15 protein-coding genes are annotated in these 15180 nt (G+C 56.5%); 10 read left to right on the plus strand and 5 right to left on the minus strand.

From position 1 onward, the window contains the following. The first annotated feature begins 370 nt into the window (after window positions 1–370). A complete protein-coding gene (locus ACQY4Z_RS09420; protein WP_428528688.1) occupies window positions 371–1660 on the plus strand; it encodes an Hsp70 family protein in 1290 nt (429 codons plus the stop codon). Between the two features lie 52 nt (window positions 1661–1712). Here the strand turns inward: ACQY4Z_RS09420 and ACQY4Z_RS09425 are convergent, their stop codons facing one another. From ACQY4Z_RS09425 to ACQY4Z_RS09435, 3 genes are all read right to left on the minus strand, one after another. Continuing rightward, complete coding sequence (locus tag ACQY4Z_RS09425; protein ID WP_428528690.1) at window positions 1713–3119, minus strand: PepSY-associated TM helix domain-containing protein; 1407 nt, start codon at window positions 3117–3119, stop codon at window positions 1713–1715. An 86-nt stretch (window positions 3120–3205) separates the two neighbouring features. After that, a complete protein-coding gene (locus tag ACQY4Z_RS09430) occupies window positions 3206–3607 on the minus strand; it encodes a DUF2946 family protein (protein ID WP_428528692.1) in 402 nt (133 codons plus the stop codon). A 102-nt stretch (window positions 3608–3709) separates the two neighbouring features. Further along, window positions 3710–4228 (minus strand): glycine cleavage system protein R, encoded by a 519-nt coding sequence (locus ACQY4Z_RS09435; RefSeq protein WP_209179072.1) that lies wholly within the window; start codon window positions 4226–4228, stop codon window positions 3710–3712. Window positions 4229–4476: 248 nt separating this feature from the next. On the opposite strand from ACQY4Z_RS09435, the gene ACQY4Z_RS09440 reads away from it, so the two are divergent. From ACQY4Z_RS09440 to ACQY4Z_RS09480, 9 genes are all read left to right on the plus strand, one after another. After that, window positions 4477–6039 carry a SpoIIE family protein phosphatase gene (locus ACQY4Z_RS09440; RefSeq protein WP_428528695.1) on the plus strand — a complete coding sequence of 521 codons (1563 nt, stop codon included), beginning with the start codon at window positions 4477–4479 and terminating at the stop codon, window positions 6037–6039. A 455-nt stretch (window positions 6040–6494) separates the two neighbouring features. Further along, window positions 6495–6755 (plus strand): DUF6732 family protein, encoded by a 261-nt coding sequence (locus ACQY4Z_RS09445; protein ID WP_428528697.1) that lies wholly within the window; start codon window positions 6495–6497, stop codon window positions 6753–6755. Between the two features lie 90 nt (window positions 6756–6845). Then, on the plus strand, window positions 6846–7511 hold the full coding sequence (locus ACQY4Z_RS09450) for a precorrin-8X methylmutase (protein WP_428528699.1): 666 nt from the start codon (window positions 6846–6848) through the stop codon (window positions 7509–7511). Between the two features lies 1 nt (window position 7512). Next, a complete protein-coding gene (locus ACQY4Z_RS09455) occupies window positions 7513–7743 on the plus strand; it encodes a hypothetical protein (RefSeq protein WP_428528701.1) in 231 nt (76 codons plus the stop codon). Next, window positions 7740–8939: a precorrin-6y C5,15-methyltransferase (decarboxylating) subunit CbiE gene (gene cbiE / locus ACQY4Z_RS09460; RefSeq protein WP_428528703.1), complete on the plus strand. Its 1200-nt coding sequence runs from the start codon at window positions 7740–7742 to the stop codon at window positions 8937–8939. Before ACQY4Z_RS09455 ends, cbiE begins: the two co-directional genes overlap by 4 nt. Further along, the gene (gene cobI / locus ACQY4Z_RS09465) at window positions 8936–9661 is read left to right on the plus strand and encodes a precorrin-2 C(20)-methyltransferase (RefSeq protein WP_428528705.1); all 726 of its coding nucleotides are present in this window, start codon (window positions 8936–8938) and stop codon (window positions 9659–9661) included. The genes cbiE and cobI overlap by 4 nt, the downstream gene beginning before the upstream one ends. After that, window positions 9631–11475 carry a precorrin-3B C(17)-methyltransferase gene (gene cobJ / locus ACQY4Z_RS09470; protein WP_428528707.1) on the plus strand — a complete coding sequence of 615 codons (1845 nt, stop codon included), beginning with the start codon at window positions 9631–9633 and terminating at the stop codon, window positions 11473–11475. The genes cobI and cobJ overlap by 31 nt, the downstream gene beginning before the upstream one ends. After that, window positions 11472–12245 carry a precorrin-4 C(11)-methyltransferase gene (cobM, locus tag ACQY4Z_RS09475; protein ID WP_055672999.1) on the plus strand — a complete coding sequence of 258 codons (774 nt, stop codon included), beginning with the start codon at window positions 11472–11474 and terminating at the stop codon, window positions 12243–12245. The genes cobJ and cobM overlap by 4 nt, the downstream gene beginning before the upstream one ends. Before the next feature lie 72 nt (window positions 12246–12317). Continuing rightward, window positions 12318–12947, plus strand: coding sequence for a class I SAM-dependent DNA methyltransferase (locus ACQY4Z_RS09480; RefSeq protein ID WP_428528709.1), 630 nt, complete (start codon window positions 12318–12320; stop codon window positions 12945–12947). Here ACQY4Z_RS09480 and ACQY4Z_RS09485 read toward each other — a convergent pair. Both ACQY4Z_RS09485 and cobA read right to left on the minus strand, forming a co-directional pair. Beyond that, complete coding sequence (locus ACQY4Z_RS09485; protein ID WP_428528711.1) at window positions 12920–14257, minus strand: cobyrinate a,c-diamide synthase; 1338 nt, start codon at window positions 14255–14257, stop codon at window positions 12920–12922. The two genes, ACQY4Z_RS09480 and ACQY4Z_RS09485, sit on opposite strands and share 28 nt — an antisense overlap. Further along, window positions 14247–15113: a uroporphyrinogen-III C-methyltransferase gene (gene cobA / locus ACQY4Z_RS09490; RefSeq protein WP_428528713.1), complete on the minus strand. Its 867-nt coding sequence runs from the start codon at window positions 15111–15113 to the stop codon at window positions 14247–14249. The genes ACQY4Z_RS09485 and cobA overlap by 11 nt, the downstream gene beginning before the upstream one ends. Window positions 15114–15180: the final 67 nt, after the last annotated feature.

Genomic DNA, 15180 nt, shown 5'->3' on the forward strand with positions numbered 1-15180 from the left:
TATTTTGAACAACTTCGTAAACGCGCCCGAACAAAAGCGATCACATTCACATTAGCTAAAAATTTTCTCGGGTTCTTTTCTGAATATTTCAAAATATAAATCAATTATTATTTCGAATATTCGAATCTATTCGGCTTTTTTGGCGTTGTAATCATGTTTTGATCCTTCACCAGAACTGGCTTTTAGAAAGCCAAAGCCTATGCGGCGCCAACTCCTGCATAGTGCCCGATTGACGTGTTAACGCCTCGCTTGCCTTTCGCATCAAACAAGCGTACTCCGCACGGCCCACATTACTGACACGAAGACTGCGCAACTGATCGTCATTATCGCGATCGGTCTTCATTACGCGTTTCAGAAGGACACCGTTTTCATGCAAACCATTGGACTTGATTTCGGCACATCGAACACCGTGGCAATGACAGCTTCCACGTCTGGGACTGCAGAAGCGGTAACATTTCTCGGCGACCGGGAAACCGTGACCTCGTTGCCATCCGTCCTGAGCTTTCTCGACAAGGGGGCCGCAAAAGCGCCCCACCCTGAAGTCGGCCCCTGGGCAATCCGTCAGTTCCTTGAAAGTTTCGGTGATGTTCGTTTCATTCAGTCACTTAAAACCTTTGCGGCGAGCGCGGCCTTTAAAGGAACGGGCATTTTTGGCGTTCCGTTTGACTTTGAAAGCCTGATGGCGACGTTCTTGACGGCCGCTTTTGAGCGCGCTCATCCTCAGATCAATCCGTCTCAAACCCGATTGGTGGTTGGTCGGCCCGTTGAGTTCGCCGGTCACAATCCGGATGAACAGCTCGCGATGAAGCGGTATCGCTCAGCTTTCCGCAAACTCGGCTACGACGACATCCTTTTTGTCATGGAACCTGTTGGCGCTGCATTTTCCTATGCTCAGTCCCTCAAGCAGGATACGACCATTCTAGTGGCGGACCTTGGCGGCGGCACCACAGACTATTCGCTCATGCGGTTTGAGACCTCAGCTGGTCACATGCACGCGCACCCGCTGGGGCGTGGCGGCATAGGCATCGCGGGAGACACCTTTGACTACCGGATCATTGATAACGTCGTACTGCCGAAACTCGGCAAAGGGTCTCAATACAAAAGCATGGGCAAGACACTGGACATTCCACCCAACCTTTTTTCAAATTTTGCCCGCTGGCACATGCTGTCCATCTTCAAGACATCCGATGATTTCAAGGAGATGAAAAAGCTGCTCCGCTGGTGCCTCGACCCAGACCAGATCGAGTTGTTCATTGAGCTTGTCGAAGAAGATCAAGGCTATCCGCTCTACAAATCGGTTTCGGAGACAAAGGCACTTCTTTCAGCAAACGAAGAGGCCGAACTTACCTTCAAACCACTCGGCCCTGATTTCAAAGCAAGCGTTGCGCGGAAGGACTTTGAGAGCTGGATCGCTCCGGATCTCTTGAAGATGAATCGCGCACTCGACAGCACACTGGAACGCGCCAAGTTGAGCGAAGACGACATCGACCGGGTGTTCATGACCGGCGGCACGTCTTTCGTGCCTGCGGTGCGGAAGATGTTCGCAGACCGTTTTGGTGCTGACCGGATTTCAGGCGGCAATGAACTGACATCAGTGGCCAACGGCCTTGCTCTCATCGGCGCCCGACAGGATGCGGCAGATTGGTCGGTGGCAGCATAAAACGGTCTGATCAAGACAGACCGGGCTCTCAGAAGAAAGCCCGGTCCATCAATTAGCCAAAGGCCTTTCTGAGAACCGGTATGCGCTTGACCAACACATAATCCAGCGCCAGGACTGTCAAAAGGGTCACTCCGGCAAGCGGAAACGCCAGCGACAGGAACAACATCAAGATCATGGCGCCACGCCAATGCGGCATGTTCTCCGGTGTCTTGGGTGCAATGATCCGAAGCGCAGCACCTTTCGGACGGCGCATCCACCACATGACAACACCACTCACACACAGGAAGATCACTGACAGGCACGCGAGTGTGTTGAGCACCAGGTTCCAAAGTCCCACCAATCCCATATGCAGGGGTATGCCAACAGCCATTGCTTTTGCGGCAAGCGAATAGTCGGCAAACCCAACAGACGCCAGAATCTTGCCGGTATACTGATCAATGTGGACAGTGCGATCTGAGAAGGGATCTTCAGCATCAGAACTCATTGTGTCCTGATTGATGGTCCACACACCCGTGTCTCCTTGGGGAGAGGAAATACGGTATCGGGCATTGAAGCCGATTGCCGCCGCCAAATCCGCGATGCTGTCGATCGTCACAGGAACGCCCTCGGGCGTTCCGGAAACCCCGGATCCTGAGCCGGAAGCCGGCATTGGTGTCTGCTCCAGAGCCCAGGGCACTTCACCAACGGGACCGTGGTTCATTGCAGCGTGTGTGCTGTCGGACAAGGGAACATTGTTCCATTTTTCCGCAGGAAACGTGTTCCAAGCCTGAACGATCTTGCTTCCCCAAATACCGGTCCAGGCCATGCCGGTGATCAAGAACGCCAGCAAAACAACTGACACATACATCCCGATACAGGAATGAAGCCCCTTCCAGAAGTCGCGTCCCCTGGCGGTCAAGTTTGGAACGACGGACTGGACAAAGGACCGGTCACGCGGCCACCAAAGGTAAAGACCCGTTACCACCAACACGATCGACAATCCGGCTGCAATCTCCAGAAGACGGTCGCCGGGTGTTCCAAGCAGGAGATCACTGTGGATGCCGTCAGCAAAGTCATACCAGCCCTTGCGCCGGTCCCAGCTCTCAACCACGTCTCCAGTGTAAGGATCGACAGCGACCATCGACTGAACACCGTCGGCTTTGACGCGGAAAACAGAAACGTTGTTGTCAGCGCGCCCCTTGAGCCACTCCACAACAACCCCGTTTGGATGTTGCTTCAGGGCTTGGCTCGCTTGTTCGGACACACTCAGCGGCTGACCATCTTGAGGGACAGACACGGTAATATTTTCGCCGTCACGGCCATCAATGTAACCGATGTACATCATCATCATGCCTGTGACCGCGAGGATCATAAGGAAGGGTACGACAAACAATCCGGCATAAAAGTGCCAACGCCAGGCAGCACGATAGAACGCGTTCGGTGCGGATGCACTTCGAACGTCATGTGAGATATCACTCATGGGATCTCCATACCGGATGCCCCACCATTCAAAGACAGTTGGAGGCGGTCCGGTTCATATCAATTTCAAAATGGATTTCGGGAAGATCAGATCCCAAGAGGCGGAGCGCGGGCCCCGTTCTGGCTGCGGTTCAGCGAGCTTGTCCGTGGCGCTTCGGCAAAGAACGGAATTGCCAGCGAAGCGAAGACCGGTAAGGCGCTGTCCGATGCCAAGACCGGCACGACCACCGCTCCAACACCGGAAAATACACAGTGGTTTGATGCTTTGCCTTCATCATCACCCATCGGTCCAGACGGCAGTTCTTTACCGTCGGCATCTAGGGTGATGGTTCTCATGCCGTCCGGTGTACACAGGACGACCGTAAAGCCCTGATCCTTTTGCAGCGATGGCATGAAGCCTTGCGGCAAAAGGGCAGACAGCAGGAATGGCAGCAGCAGCACAAACACTGCTGCATTCAATTTCCGGATGTTTTGCCGGAGTTCGCCCAAGATCCTGATGCCCCTCACTTCAGAACGGCTGAGTGCTTAAGGTAGATCCCGAGCAAAGACAATTCTAAAAATCAGATGTGCCGGAACAGCCAGCCTGTCGCCTTACTCGGCAAGGCTGATGTCGGCCATCAGATCCGCCGCTGTTGCTTGCAGTGCGTCGCTCAATTGAGCAGGTGTCAGTCCGGTTGGAAGCCTCAAATCCGCCGAGGCCTTGAACAGAAAACCGCCCTGCATCGATCCCGCTTCAACAGACGTTTCCAGGTGCTCGATGCTGACCTTGTGCTCGCTCAGAATGTGGGTGATGTCGCGCAATATACCCGGATGATCCTGCGACACCAGATCGAGGTGGGCGGACGCTCCAAGCGCTTCGTTGTCGCTGCCCTGGCCGGACCGCAGCGTGATATCGATCCCGTCTGATCCAAGCGCCTCCAGCGCCGCAGTCAACTGGCTGGCATTTTCGGCAGGAACAGAGATGCGCACGATGCCGGCAAACTCGCCACCAAGTCGGGCCATGGAACTCTCGATCCAATTCCCGCCTGCGCCTGCGATGACGTCAGCGATCTTCTCGACAAGCCCAGAACGGTCTTCGGCAATGACTGTGAACACGAGATGGTCTTGCATGATACGGCACCCGTTTGATCGAGGTTGTTACAGTTCTTGTTGACATTTCAAGATTGAGAAAACAAGTGACTGTGCAAAATAGCTAAGGATACCGTCCGTCTCTATAGCGTCTCGGATGCGACCCGGGATCCGCGGTTTCAACAGTGGTCATTTAGAATTTACCAGGGCGCCCCTATATTCATTTCGAGGCGCTGACATGTACAAAACAGCCAAATTCAGATGGCATTTCAGAGAGCGGTAAACGCAGAATGCAGACCCACAACAGTTTGAAAACACTGGATCGCTTCTGGCTCAAATTCATGGACCGCCCGCTTGTCTTCGCAGTGGTTGTTCTGCTGGCGCTCGCTTTGTTGCCGGTCGCCGTTTGGATGGACCTGCGCACGATTTCCGACCAGTCTCTCCGCTCTCAAGCCATTGATCTCGACAAGGCAATCACCGAGATCCGGACGTACTACGCCCGCAATGTCGTCGGGCGCGTGCAAAGCGCAAGTGGTGACATTCAACCAACGCATGAATACCACGAACGGGATGGCGGAATTCCCATTCCAGCAACGCTGTCAATTGAGCTCGGGGACGTCATCGGCGATCAAGGTACGCTTGAATACCGGTTCGTCTCCGATCTGCCGTTCACAGAACGCGAGCCTTACGAACTCACCGGTTTTGAGAAAAAGGCCTTGGCTGACTTCCGGGAGACCCGGGATCCCAAGGACCTGGAGATCGGCTTCACGGGGTCCTTGTTCGACCGCCAGGTTCAAATCGCCTCCCCTGTCTACATGGGAGCTTCATGTGTCGCTTGCCACAATACGCATCCTGAGAGCCCAAAAACGGACTGGGTGGTCGGCGATATCCGCGGCATCCAAGCCATCACAATTGACCAGCCCATCGCGGAAAATCTTTGGTCCTTCAAGTACTTGCTGACCTATTTCGCAGGCGCTGGTGCTTTCGGGATTGCATTTGCCGGTTTGCAATGGCGCCAGGCGTATCGATTCCACAAGATGAACGGCGACCTGGAAGCGGCGAACTCTGAAATCAGCCACCTGAACGAACAGCTGGCTTCTGAAAATGTCCGTCTCGGAGCCGAAATTGAAGTTGCGCGGCAGATCCAGATGATGGTCCTACCCACGCAAAACGAATTGGGTGAGATTGATCAGCTGGAAGTCGCCGCCTTCATGGAACCCGCCGATGAAGTTGGCGGAGACTACTATGACGTTCTGCAACTTGGGGACCGCGTCAAAATTGGCATCGGCGATGTCACCGGCCATGGCCTTGAAAGCGGCGTCCTCATGCTGATGGTGCAGTCGGTTGCCGTCGCCCTTCAAGAACAGGGCCCGAGCGACCCCAAACAATTTCTTGTTGCGCTCAACAATGCGATCTGCCGCAACATCAAACGCACAAAGACCGACAAGCACCTGACCTTGTGTTTCCTGGATATTGAGCACGACAAACTGACGCTGACTGGCCAGCATGAAGAGTTGATACTGCTGCGGCGCTCAGGTGCTGTGGAAACGGTCGACACGCTGGATCTTGGTTTTCCGGTTGGATTGGAAGACAACATCTCGGAATTCGTCCGCCCGCTGCCCATGCCCTTTGAGAGCGGAGACACGGTTGTCCTCTATACGGACGGTGTTACAGAGGCGGAAAACACCAAGGGCGAGATGTACGGATTGGATCGGTTGATCGCGAGCACCAAGGACCATGGCCACAACGACGCCGCACGGATGTTGGAGGCGATGATTGCCGATCTTAGATCGCATATCGGGTCGGCAGCGGTGTTTGACGACATCACTCTGCTCGTCGCCCGCCGCAGATAAGGAAAAAATTAGAGGACTTAGGAGTGGCGGATGACCAAATCAGCCACCCGCCGTTTCCCAAACGCATCGGAGCGCTGGAATACCGGCAAGACGCCGGCCTGAGCCCCTCCACAGGCTACGTAAAAACCCCTACCGCCTTTAACAGGCGTTGTAAATTGGCTGTTTGACGCAACTGATTGCAGGGCTCAGTTACCTCACCAAGTAGGTATGGCGGTGCCCGTCAATAACGTGTCGTTTTGATGCTTGATCACCGCAAGACCCTCCCGTACTGTGCGCCGATCTGACGGCGTCCTAATAGGGACTGAGAGAGATTCTGGATGCGGCTGACCCATACCGGGGGCCAATGCCGGAGCTGTTGAAGGCAAATCGCCCCGCATGCAGTCGAAGCTGCAGCCGAGTCGGCGTGTCTTTCTTCCTTTCCGGACAGCCGCATTCTTGTTTGCCTAAACGGCACTATGATTGGAAGAGACCATGACCCACAGGATAATCCTGTCTGCCGTGTTCGCGTTTTCGGCGCCTCCGCTGCATTTGCACACGCGGGCCACCTTGGAGAACTCGCCGGACATGCCCATTGGGCAGGTGTCGCTGCGCTTGCAGGCGCGGCGCTCATAGCTGGTGTCGCTGCTTGGGCTGGCAGGAAAGACAAGGATAGCACAGCTGACAGCGAAGAAGCGGATGTTGAGCCGGGCGAAACTGTGGAAAATCCGGCGTCATAATCCAAAACCAAGCTCATACGGATTGCTGTTTCAGCGGCATCCGAATTTAGCCTTGCAGTTACCGCGCAACCCGATAACACGGACACCTGAGTGACGCTTTTGCCAGCCGATGACACGCCACAATACGCATATGAAACGGACCCGGCAGCAATCTACCGCCAATCCTTTTCCATCGTGCGGCAAGAAGCAGACCTTTCGCATTTGCCAAAGGCTTTGCATCCAACGGCTATTCGGTTGATCCATTCCTGCGGCATGACCGATCTACCACAAGATCTGGCGTGGTCGGATGACGTTCTAGAAGCAGCACAAGCAGCTTTCGCAAAGGAAGCTCCGGTGTTTTGCGATGTGGAGATGGTGGCGCACGGCATTATCAAGAACCGTCTCCCGGAAGGCTCCGAAGTCATCTGCACATTGAATGACCCTTCGGTCCGCGGCCTTGCATCTGAGCTCAAAACCACCCGGTCAGCCGCTGCTGTCGAGCTCTGGCGCGACCGGCTGGACGGGGCAATGATTGCTATTGGTAATGCCCCAACAGCGCTATTTCATCTTCTTGAGATGATTGCTGCGGGCGGACCGAAACCTGCGGTCATTCTTGGCTTTCCAGTGGGCTTTGTCGGCGCTGCAGAATCCAAGGACGCGCTGACCAGCAATCCGTTTGGCGTTCCCTATCTTGCCGTCAAGGGCCGCCGGGGCGGATCGGCCATGGCAGCCGCTGCCGTAAACGCCCTTGCCGCCGGTTTGCCGGAAGAGGGGTGACATGACCATCGATGATCGCAAGTCCGCAATGAAATCCGTCAGCAAACCAAAAGCCTTGCGTTCTCATGGATTTCTAACCCAGCCGGGCGTTCAAGCCCCGTCCGAAGATGGATCTTCGGGCAAACCGAACATGTCTCGCGGCAAACGACAGCCGGTTCTGTCGGATGGGGGAAAACCAGCAAACTTGACCACCAAAGTCGCCATCCAGCCCTACAAACTGGGGGACACATGAACACCCCCTGGCTGACTCTGATCGGACTGGGCGAAGACGGCTCCTTTTCGGCTGCCGCACGCGCGGCGCTTAACGAGGCAGACATCGTCTATGGCAGTGCCCGCCACTTTGATCTGGTTCCGGGAATATCCGGCGAAAAGCGTTTATGGCCTTCGCCTTTTTCCAAGGTGTTTGAGGACCTTGCAGCTCTGAAAGGCCACTCTGTGGCCGTGCTCGCGACCGGTGATCCGCAGTGGTACGGAATTGGCTCCAGCCTCGCGCGGTATTTCCCGTCCGCGGAAATGACCGTTTTCCCTGCTCCATCAGCGTTCCAACTGGCTGCGGCGCGTCTGGGTTGGGCGGTTCAGGAGTGCGAATGCCTTTCGGTTCACGGGCGGCCAGTTGACCGGCTGCGCTGTCATCTCTACCCCGGAGCACGTTTGTTGGTTCTGACCAGCAATGGCCATGCGCCGCACGACGTTGCGAAGCTGCTGGAAGATGAAGGTTATGGCGCGAGCCGCATGACCGTCCTTGAGCATCTTGGCGGTGAAAAAGAACGGATTGTTTCGGGCATCGCCAAGGAATTGTCGAATGACGTCGCTGACTTTCACACCCTAGGCATCGAAGTTGTTGCGGCTCCCAGCACCGCCATCCGCTCCCGCATTCCTGGCCTTCCTGATGAGGCTTTCCGTCACGACGGCAAGATGACCAAGCAGGAAGTACGTGCAGTGACCCTTGCGGCGCTCAAGCCGTATCCCGGCGCGCTGTTGTGGGATGTTGGCTCCGGATGCGGGTCAGTCGCGATCGAATGGCTGCGAGCAGCAGATCGTACGAAAGCAATTGGCCTGGAACCTCATAAAGAACGTCGATTGATGGCAGCGGAAAATGCGAGTTCCCTCGGCGTTCCGCATCTTGACCTGATTGATGCCGCCGCACCGGACGGCTTACTCGATCTACCTGAGCCAGATGCGATCTTTATCGGCGGTGGCCTGACTGCTGACAACATGGTTGAATTCTGCCTGTCAGCATTAAAACACGGGGGAACCCTGGTCGCGAACGCTGTCACGCTTGAAAGCGAAGCGGTTCTCCTCGATGCCTATCAAAAACATGGCGGCGATTTGAAACGGTTGTCCGTTCAGCGGGCCAGCGCTGTTGGCGGGCTAACCGGATGGCGGCCGGCAATGCCGGTCACCCAGTGGAGTTTTGTGAAGTCATGAGCGGAAAGCTCTATGGAATTGGTCTTGGACCGGGTGACCCGGAACTGATGACCTTGAAAGCGCATCGGCTGATTTCATCGGCCAAAGTGATTGCCTATCCAGCTCCAGATAACGGCGAGAGTTTTGCGCGGTCGATCGCAGCTAACACGATCCCGCAAGGCACCCGGGAGATCCCGATTGTCGTGCCGATGCGTGTCGACCGCTTTCCGGCGCAAGAAATCTACGACAAGGCCGCTTTAGAAATCGCAGAGGTTCTGGAAACCGGTGAAAATGTGGTCGTCCTGTGTGAAGGAGATCCATTTTTCTTCGGGTCCTTCATGTACCTGTTCGACCGCTTGTCCGAACGTTTCCCATGTGAAGTCGTGCCAGGCGTGACTTCCTTGACTGCTTGCGCAGCGCAGCTGATGCGGCCACTGACATCCCGCAATGACGTTCTGACTGTCATTCCAGGCCCACTGGCTGATGTCGATATCCGCGCCAAAATCAAAGAGGCCCAGGCCGTTGCCATCATGAAGGTGGGCCGGCATTTACCGCGGTTGAAAGCACTTCTTGATGACATGAACCTTCTCGACCGGGCCGGCTATGTAGAACGCGCCAGCCTACCGGAACAGAAGGTCTACCGGCTGCAAGACCTTGATACGGACAAGGCTCCGTATTTTTCCATGATCCTCATCTACAAGGGAGACGAAGCGTGGACGCTTCCCCCATCCTTCTCGTCCTGAACCAGGCTGGCCTGGACACGGCCGAAGACATCGCAAAGCGGTTTTCAACGGCACGAATCCATGGCCTTGCAGGCCGTGTGCCGACCGCCGACACGCAGTTCAACGAGACGATTGAACACATTCAAATGCTGTTCAAGGCCGGGCATCCGATCATCGGCTTCTGCGCCAGCGGCATTTTGATCCGGGCCCTGGCTCCGATCCTGTCTGACAAGCGGACCGAGCCGCCCGTTGTAGCCGTGTCCGAAGATGGCTCCAGCATCGTTCCGCTGCTTGGCGGTCATCGCGGGGCCAACGAATTGGCGCGCCTTCTGGCAAAGGGCCTCGGCGGCCACGCGGCGATCACCACCGCTGGTGACACTGCCCTCGGCATTGCGCTGGATGCACCGCCCAACGGCTGGAAGCTCGCAAATCCGGATGATGCCAAGCCGGTCATGGCCGAACTCCTTTCAGGCGCACCGGTTCAGGTTTTGGGATCCGCCGACTGGCTGAAGCGGGACAAGCTGACCATTTCCGAGGATGCCGAACTCACGTTGCTGGCCACTGATGAACCTGTTGATGGGACGCCAACTCGGCTTGTCTATCACCCGCAGCGTTATGTGGTTGGTGTCGGCTGTGCTCGCGGCTGTGATCCGCAGGAACTGATTGATCTGGTTGATACACATCTTGCGGTTCAAGGCGTTGCAAGGGGCGCTGTCGCCTGTGTTGCAACCATCGACTTGAAAGCCGATGAGGCTGCGATGAATGCGTTGGCCACCCATTTGGATGCCCCCTTGCGTCTCTTCCCGGCTGAAACGCTGGAGCTGGAAAAGCCGCGCCTCAAGAACCCGTCTGAAGTGGTCTACTCTGAAGTGCGCTGCCACGGTGTGGCCGAAGGCGCAGCTCTTGCAGCCGTTGGTCGCGAAGGCCGACTGGTTGTCGAGAAACAAAAAACCGCAAACGCCACATGTGCCATCACACGCTCGCTGGAACCGCTTGACGGAATGACAGTTGGCCGTGGCCGCGGGCACTTGTCGGTGATTGGCATTGGCCCAGGAAAAGACGACTGGCGCACGCCGCAAGCAACCCGTCTTCTCGCCTCAGCGAGCGATGTCGTGGGATACTCGCTTTACCTTGAAATCGTCGCTTCTCACATCACGGGCAAGACCCACCACAATTTCCCTCTGGGTGCAGAAGAAGACCGCGTGCGGTTTGCGCTCGAAGAGGCGGGCAAAGGCAAGAATGTCGCGCTGATTTCGTCTGGCGATGCTGGTATCTACGCGATGGGAGCCCTTGTTTACGAACTTCTGGATCGCGACGCAGACAACGGCGGCGTGTCCGATGCCGCTAAACGAGTCAGTATCACCAACGCGCCCGGCATCTCCGCCCTTCAGGCGTGTTCTGCACAAATCGGCGCACCCCTCGGCCATGACTTCTGCGCGATCTCGCTGTCCGATCTGCTCACCCCATGGGAAGCGATCGAAAAGCGTCTCAACGCTGCGGCTGAAGGGGACTTTGTGATTGCTTTCTACAATCCTGTTTCAAAGCGGCGTAGGACACAGCTGGCCGCTGCCAAGGATATTCTGCTGAAACATAGGCCGCCAGAAACGCCGGTTGTGCTCGGTGTAAATCTTGGCCGTCCGGAAGAAACATTGCGTGTGCTGACATTGGCCGAACTCGAAGTGGATGATGTCGACATGCTGACGACAGTCATGGTCGGGTCGTCCAATTCGAAGGCGGTCAAACGCGGAGACGGCAGGAAGTTTGTCTATACACCGCGCGGCTACGCAAAACGTATCGACGCCCAGAAAGACCAGAAATCGGAAGAAACCGCATGACCGTTCACTTCATTGGCGCCGGTCCCGGCGATCCGGATCTCATCACCGTTCGTGGCTTGAGGCTCATTCAGAACTGCCCGGTCTGCCTTTATGCAGGCTCGCTGGTGCCGGAGCAGATTGTCGCTGCAGCGCCGGAAGGCGCGCGGGTGATCGACACAGCGCCTATGACCCTCGACGAGATCATTGCTGAAATCCAGACCGCCCACGAGAACGGCCAGGATGTGGCCCGTGTCCACTCCGGCGATCCATCGATCTACGGCGCGACGGCCGAACAGATGCGCCGCCTGGAAGCACTCGGTATCGACTATGATGTAACGCCAGGCGTCCCGGCCTTTGCTGCGGCCGCCGCTGCGCTGAAAACCGAACTCACCATACCCGAAGTTGCGCAAACCGTGATTGTGACCCGGACGGCCATGAAATCCTCGGCGATGCCCAACAACGAGGACCTCGACACGCTTGGGAAAAGCGGCGCAACGCTTGCAATCCACCTGTCCATTCGGAACCTGCGCGAAGTCGAGCGGCAACTCGCGCCACATTACGGTGCAGATTGCCCGGTTATCGTTGCTTATCGTGTCGGATGGCCGGACGAAGCCTTCATTCACGGGACGTTGTCCACGATTGCGGAAAAGGTACGGGCAGCAAAGATCACACGCACTGCGTTGATCTTCGTTGGTCACGCCTTGAAGCCCGGTCAGGATTTTAGAGACAGCGCGCTGTATGATGCAGATCACGTGCATGTCCTACGACCGAAGAAAAAGGCCAAAGGCTAAGCGCTTCGACAATTGCCTTTCGCCCGGCTGATCCCGTAGTTTTCTTTAGGAACATTTGACGGGAGACGCCGCGTGGCTGAACGAAATCCGCTTCTGGAACATGCGCTGTCGCTGAACGGCGATCCCCTTGCGATCCGGGAGTTCTATGCCAACTGGGTGCAGACCTACGATACGGATCTCCTGCTTGCGATCGGATATGTCGCTCCGCAAGTCGCTGCTGAGGCTTTGGTCCGGCATCTTGGTGACGGCAAATTGGTACTGGATGCGGGTTGCGGCACAGGACTCGTCGCGCTGGAGCTTTTAAAACTCGACTATGAGCTCACCATCGACGGGATCGATATCACACCGGAGATGCTGGCTGCATCACGAAAAAGTGGCGCTTATCGGAAACTGAATGAAGCCGACATGTGCGGCCCGCTGCATGAGATCGACGACGACAGTTATGATGGCATCGTCAGCGCAGGCGTTTTTACCAGTGGCCATGTTGGACCAGATGGGCTCGATGCACTGATCCGGATTGCCAAGCCCGGTGCTCCAATCGTCTTCACGGTACGGGACACCACATGGGACACTGACGGCTTTGCGCAGAAGATCGAGAATCTTGAAACTGATGGCGTGGTGCGGATTGTCGATATCCAGCTCAGCCCGTATCACACAAAGGAAGACGTTTTCTGTCAGCTCTGCGTGCTGGAAGTCGTTTGATGGCGTGAAATCACATGCGCAAACGACCCCATCACGTTGTTTACGCGCAGCCCCATGTCGGGAAGACTGTTCCCGGAAGCATCGCTTGCCGAGAACAGCCGGTCGACGGTGCCCTCATTCACAACACTAGCATAGTGAAACTCGTGTGCTGCCAGCGAGCCTGACCACGGTACACCATATTTTGGGGTGATCTTCCGATAGCCGAGATGCCGTTTGCGGGTTTGAAATGATGTTTCCAGCGGTAAAAGCCCGAGCATCTTGTGCCGGCATCCGTCGGCATCAACCAGCCCGTCGCCGAGGATCATGTATCCACCGCATTCGCCGTAGATCAGTGCGCCGCTTTCAGCTGCTGTCTTCACGCCGGAAAGGAACGTCTGCGCCTCTGTGATTTTGCCAGCATGGAGCTCCGGATACCCGCCCGGCAGATAGATCGCGTCGGCATCAGACCTCGGCGCTTCGTTGGCGAGCGGCGAGAAGAACGAAATCTCCGCCCCCATACGCCGCCAATGGTCCAGCAGGTGAACATAAGAAAAGGCTAAGGCGATGTCCCTGGCGACTGAGATCCTTTGCCCAAGAGGTGATGGAAGTCGGCGCACTTCATCATCAGGCGTGGCAATGTTTTGCGCCAGCGTTCGAATTCCATTGAGATCCAGATGATCTTCACAAATGCTTGCCGCTTCGTCCAGAAAAGCCTCAAGTTCTACATGTTCCTGAGCCTGAACCAAGCCCAGATGGCGTTCCGGCAAGAGCAAGTCGCTGCTGCGCGGGATAGCCCCAAGGACGGCAAGATCGAGGCCGCTCAGGGCTGCGCGCAGCATCTGCTCGTGGCGCGCACTGCCGACGCGGTTAAGAATGACACCCGTCAACCGCACATCGGAGCGGAAGTGTTTGAAGCCACTGACGAGCGCAGCAACCGACTGCGCCTGTTTGGCACAATCGACAACCAACACCACCGGGAGTTGAAGCAAGCTTGCCAAATCTGCGGCAGACCCTTTCCCGTTTGCAGCGCCGTCGAACAGGCCCATGGCTCCTTCGGCGATCAGAAGATCGTGTCCAGCAGAGTGGGAACCGGCCAGCGTTCCTATTGTTCCTCCGTCCATCGCCCAGGCATCAAGGTTGATGCAGGGCGCACCACTTGCAGCTTCATGGAACTTGGGATCGATGTAATCGGGTCCGGACTTTGCCGAAACAACGGAAAGGCCCGCGTTTTTGAAAGCCCGCAGCAGGGCCAATGTCACGGTCGTCTTTCCAGCGCCAGAGGATGGCGCTGCGATCAAAAGTCCCTTCGGTCCGCCTGGATTAACCTGCATCGGCCTGTCGGGTAGCCTCGCGCAGCCCAAGTGGATCGGGTGTCAGAACCTTCCCAGACAGGGCGCCCAGCCAGTCGAGGCCAGCGCGCAAACGGACAACTTCACCAACACAGACAATGGCGGGCGGGCTGAGACCAGCGCGCGTTGCTTCTTCTGCGCAGTTTCCGAGTGTCGTTTCCAGAACTTCTTGCCCGGCTAAAGACCCGTTGCACACGATTCCCACAGGCTCATCCACCGAGCGTCCACCGGCAATCAGTTTGCCGGCAATTGTCTCAAGATGTTTCATTGCCATGTACATCACGATGACTGGAGAGCCCTGCGCAATACCGTCCCAGTTGATCGCATCAGGCGTCAGCCCGGTCTGATCATGTCCGGTAAGAAACGTCACAGCCTGATTGCAATCCCGGTGGGTCGCCGGGATACCGGCATAGGCCAGCCCGCCAATTCCGGCAGTAATGCCCGGTATGATTCGGAAATGAACCCCGGCCTCGACCAGTCCAAGCGCTTCTTCCCCGCCCCGCCCAAACACAAAAGGATCGCCGCCTTTAAGGCGCAAGACACGTTTGCCGGCCCGCGCATAGTCGATGAGTTTGAGGGTGATGTCCCGCTGTTTCGGGCTCGGCTTGCCACCGCGTTTGCCCGCATAATCGAGCACAGCTCCAGGCCTTGCCCAGCTCAGAATGCTCTGATCCACAAGCGCGTCGTAAACAACCACGTCCGCCTGCCGCAACCCATTGACCGCGTGCAGCGTCAAAAGGCCAGGATCCCCAGGCCCCGCTCCGGCCAGCCAGACCCATCCGGCTTCGAATTCCGGCAGAGACTGTGCAGGCAATGTCAGGTGTTGTTCAGACTGCATGAATCTTGTTTACAGCGGGGATAGAAAAGCGCCAAGTCCTTCGCCGGTATAAAGCTCTTCGAATGCG

The sequence above is a fragment of the Roseibium sp. genome, from assembly GCF_965276855.1.
GTDB lineage: Bacteria > Pseudomonadota > Alphaproteobacteria > Rhizobiales > Stappiaceae > Roseibium.

What these genes read in the sequence shown, in the direction of transcription:
- ACQY4Z_RS09455 (WP_428528701.1), top strand. Translation starts at nt 7,513, where the DNA reads ATGACCATCGATGATCGCAAGTCCGCAATGAAATCCGTCAGCAAACCA.
- ACQY4Z_RS09485 (WP_428528711.1), bottom strand. Translation starts at nt 14,257, where the DNA reads ATGCAGGTTAATCCAGGCGGACCGAAGGGACTTTTGATCGCAGCGCCA.
- ACQY4Z_RS09440 (WP_428528695.1), top strand. Translation starts at nt 4,477, where the DNA reads ATGCAGACCCACAACAGTTTGAAAACACTGGATCGCTTCTGGCTCAAA.
- cobA (WP_428528713.1), bottom strand. Translation starts at nt 15,113, where the DNA reads ATGCAGTCTGAACAACACCTGACATTGCCTGCACAGTCTCTGCCGGAA.
- cbiE (WP_428528703.1), top strand. Translation starts at nt 7,740, where the DNA reads ATGAACACCCCCTGGCTGACTCTGATCGGACTGGGCGAAGACGGCTCC.
- ACQY4Z_RS09445 (WP_428528697.1), top strand. Translation starts at nt 6,495, where the DNA reads ATGATTGGAAGAGACCATGACCCACAGGATAATCCTGTCTGCCGTGTT.
- ACQY4Z_RS09435 (WP_209179072.1), bottom strand. Translation starts at nt 4,228, where the DNA reads ATGCAAGACCATCTCGTGTTCACAGTCATTGCCGAAGACCGTTCTGGG.
- cobM (WP_055672999.1), top strand. Translation starts at nt 11,472, where the DNA reads ATGACCGTTCACTTCATTGGCGCCGGTCCCGGCGATCCGGATCTCATC.
- ACQY4Z_RS09425 (WP_428528690.1), bottom strand. Translation starts at nt 3,119, where the DNA reads ATGAGTGATATCTCACATGACGTTCGAAGTGCATCCGCACCGAACGCG.
- cobI (WP_428528705.1), top strand. Translation starts at nt 8,936, where the DNA reads ATGAGCGGAAAGCTCTATGGAATTGGTCTTGGACCGGGTGACCCGGAA.
- ACQY4Z_RS09420 (WP_428528688.1), top strand. Translation starts at nt 371, where the DNA reads ATGCAAACCATTGGACTTGATTTCGGCACATCGAACACCGTGGCAATG.